Here is a 2,467-nt window from a genome sequence, read left to right on the forward strand (position 1 = left end):
CGCGAAGAAGTCCTCGAGCATATCCCGACTCGGGTTCTCAAGATTGATCAGCACAACTTCGGGTGCGGCGCGCTCGATCTGCGCGGCAAGGCCTGTAGCATGGTCGATGATGACGAGATCGGTGAGGCCAGCCTCACGCAAGCCATCCGAGATGATCGCTGCACGGGTGGTGCTGGTGTCGATGATCGCGATCCGCATGACGATGGCTAGTAGCGTTCAATGCTCGATGGCAGCAAGCTTTCGCGAACCGCCGCCGGGTTTTTGACAATATCCGCGAGACTATAGCGATCGAGATGCCTGAAAAATGCCTCGAGCGCGCCGGCCAGGGCATGGCGCAGCTGGCATGCTGGCGTAATCACGCAGGTATTGGTCGAGGGATCGAAACACTCGACGAAGCTGCCGGTTTCTTCCATCGTCCGCACAACTCTGCCGACATTGACCTGATCCGCGGCCTGCGCCAGCCGAAGGCCGCCGGTTCGACCTCGCACTGCCTCAATAAAGCCTTCTGCCACCAGGCGTTGCGCCACCTTCATCAGGTGATTCTTGGAAATGCCATAGGCACCAGCGATTTCGCCAATCGACCTGTGGCCATCATGGACCGCCAGATACATCAAGGTGCGCAGGGCATAATCGGCGTGAAGCGACAATCTCATTAAACATGCATATCGAATATTGCTATTAAGTGCCAGCCGCGTTAAACGATGCAAATGATTTACATCTTATCAGCAATGCGAACATGACGGCGACCGCCCATGCCGAGCGCATACGCGCGGCCAAGCGTGCGGAGGCTCACGAGGTAGGGATCGACGACACGTCGATCAGCCTGCTGGTCGATCGCTTTTACGACCGCATCCAGACCGACGATCTGCTGGGGCCAATCTTTGCCCAGCACGTCGCCGACTGGTCGCAGCATCTGCCGCGGATGAAGGGATTCTGGGCCTCGATCATGATCGAGCCGGGCCATTTTAGCGGCAGTCCGATGCAGAAGCACATTGCGCTCGGCATCCTCACCAAGGCCCATTTCGATCGCTGGCTGGCGCTGTGGCATGAGACCGTTACGCAGAACGTTGCGAGCCCCGCAGCGGCAGAAAGATTTCACACGTCGGCGCACCGGATTGCCGACAGCCTGCTGACCGGAGTGCTGGCGCAGCGCGGCGGGCTGGCGGCTTTGCGCGTACGGGCACAAAAGCTTGCACCCCTGGAAACGAAACCATGACGCTCACCCCCTATGCATCCTCGCCAGTGTTCGACGAGCAATCGCTGCCCGATAAGCTGCGCAACGACCATCGCACCAAGGACGGGACCTGGGGGCTTTTGCGCGTCCTTGACGGCGAAGTGCGGCTGATCTTCACCGAACCGCATCGTGAGGTATTGGTCACGCCAGACACGCCCGCGCCGATTGCACCGCTGGCGACACATTACGTGGTCCCACTGGGCAAGATGACGATGCAGGTCGAGTTCTACCGGTCCGAGCCGGTTCTCAACGACGCTACAGCACCCGAGGCGTCCGGTGGATGATTTCACCATCGCGCGGATCGTCCATGTCGTGGCGGTGCTGTTCTGGATCGGAGGCGTGGGCTTTGTCACCTGGGTGGTGATGCCGACCATCCGGCAGAGCGAAAGCGCCGCCGACAGGCTGGGGAAATTCCACGCGATCGAGGGGCGCTTTGCGGGGCAGGCCAAGCTGTGGGTTCTGGTCGCCGGCGCCAGCGGCTTCTGGATGGTGCACCGCGCCGACATGTGGAGCCGCTTTGCCGATCCTGGCTTCTGGTGGATGTATGCGATGGTTGCATTATGGGCGGTCTTCACGCTGATGCTGTTCGTGATCGAGCCGGTGTTCCTGCACCGCCGCCTCGCAACTTCGCAGACCCCGCAAGACGATTTTCAGCGCATGGAACGCGTCCACCACATTCTGGTCGCGCTGGCTTTGATAACGCTGGCGGGTGCCGTCGGCGGCAGCCACGGCCTGTTCTGACAGGTGGTTTCGACAACCAATATCCACAAGGAGGACATCAATGAGCAGAATATTGAGCGCCGAGACCAAGGCTATCGTCAATTCGACCGCGCCTGCGCTGCAGCAGCATGGCGTGGCGATCACCCAGCGGATGTACGAACGCCTGTTCGTCGATCCCGCGGTCAAGGCGATGTTCGATGAAGCCGCGCAGGAAAGTGGCGAGCAGCCGCGCCGTCTCGCCGCCGCCATCCTTGCTTATGCGCAAAACATCGACAAGCTCGAAGCCTTGACCGCGCCGGTGATGCGTATGGCTACGCGGCATGTCGAGACCGGCGTCAGACCCGAGCATTACCCAATGGTTGCCGATGCCCTGCTGCCCGCGATCCGCGACATTCTGGGCGATGCAGCAACCGACGAGGTCCTGTCGGCCTGGGGCGAGGCCTATTGGGCGCTGGCCGAAATCCTGATCGGCAAGGAAGCGGCGCTTTACGCACAAGGACCAAGCGATTGAAA

General features: G+C 60.7%; 5 protein-coding genes and 1 pseudogene. 4 read left to right on the forward strand and 2 right to left on the reverse strand.

Features of this window, described 5'->3' with window-relative positions:
- Both C0456_RS20010 and C0456_RS20015 read right to left on the reverse strand, forming a co-directional pair.
- Positions 1-198: pseudogene (locus tag C0456_RS20010) on the reverse strand (two-component system response regulator); the annotation flags it as partial.
- An 8-nt stretch (positions 199-206) separates the two neighbouring features.
- Positions 207-653 (reverse strand): Rrf2 family transcriptional regulator, encoded by a 447-nt coding sequence (locus C0456_RS20015; protein ID WP_291056300.1) that lies wholly within the window; start codon positions 651-653, stop codon positions 207-209.
- Between the two features lie 83 nt (positions 654-736).
- On the opposite strand from C0456_RS20015, the gene C0456_RS20020 reads away from it, so the two are divergent.
- The 4 genes from C0456_RS20020 to C0456_RS20035 are packed head-to-tail and all read left to right on the forward strand — an operon-like array spanning position 737 to position 2,465.
- Positions 737-1,216: a group III truncated hemoglobin gene (locus C0456_RS20020; protein ID WP_291056303.1), complete on the forward strand. Its 480-nt coding sequence runs from the start codon at positions 737-739 to the stop codon at positions 1,214-1,216.
- The gene (locus tag C0456_RS20025) at positions 1,213-1,518 is read left to right on the forward strand and encodes a DUF1971 domain-containing protein (protein ID WP_291056305.1); all 306 of its coding nucleotides are present in this window, start codon (positions 1,213-1,215) and stop codon (positions 1,516-1,518) included. Before C0456_RS20020 ends, C0456_RS20025 begins: the two co-directional genes overlap by 4 nt.
- A complete protein-coding gene (locus C0456_RS20030; RefSeq protein WP_291056308.1) occupies positions 1,511-1,975 on the forward strand; it encodes a hypothetical protein in 465 nt (154 codons plus the stop codon). Before C0456_RS20025 ends, C0456_RS20030 begins: the two co-directional genes overlap by 8 nt.
- Before the next feature lie 40 nt (positions 1,976-2,015).
- Entirely contained in the window at positions 2,016-2,465 is a 450-nt protein-coding gene (locus C0456_RS20035; RefSeq protein ID WP_291056311.1) for a globin domain-containing protein, read from the forward strand.
- The last annotated feature ends 2 nt before the right edge of the window (positions 2,466-2,467 follow it).

This window comes from Hyphomonas sp. (genome assembly GCF_013823385.1).
In the GTDB taxonomy this organism is placed as follows: domain Bacteria; phylum Pseudomonadota; class Alphaproteobacteria; order Caulobacterales; family Hyphomonadaceae; genus Hyphomonas.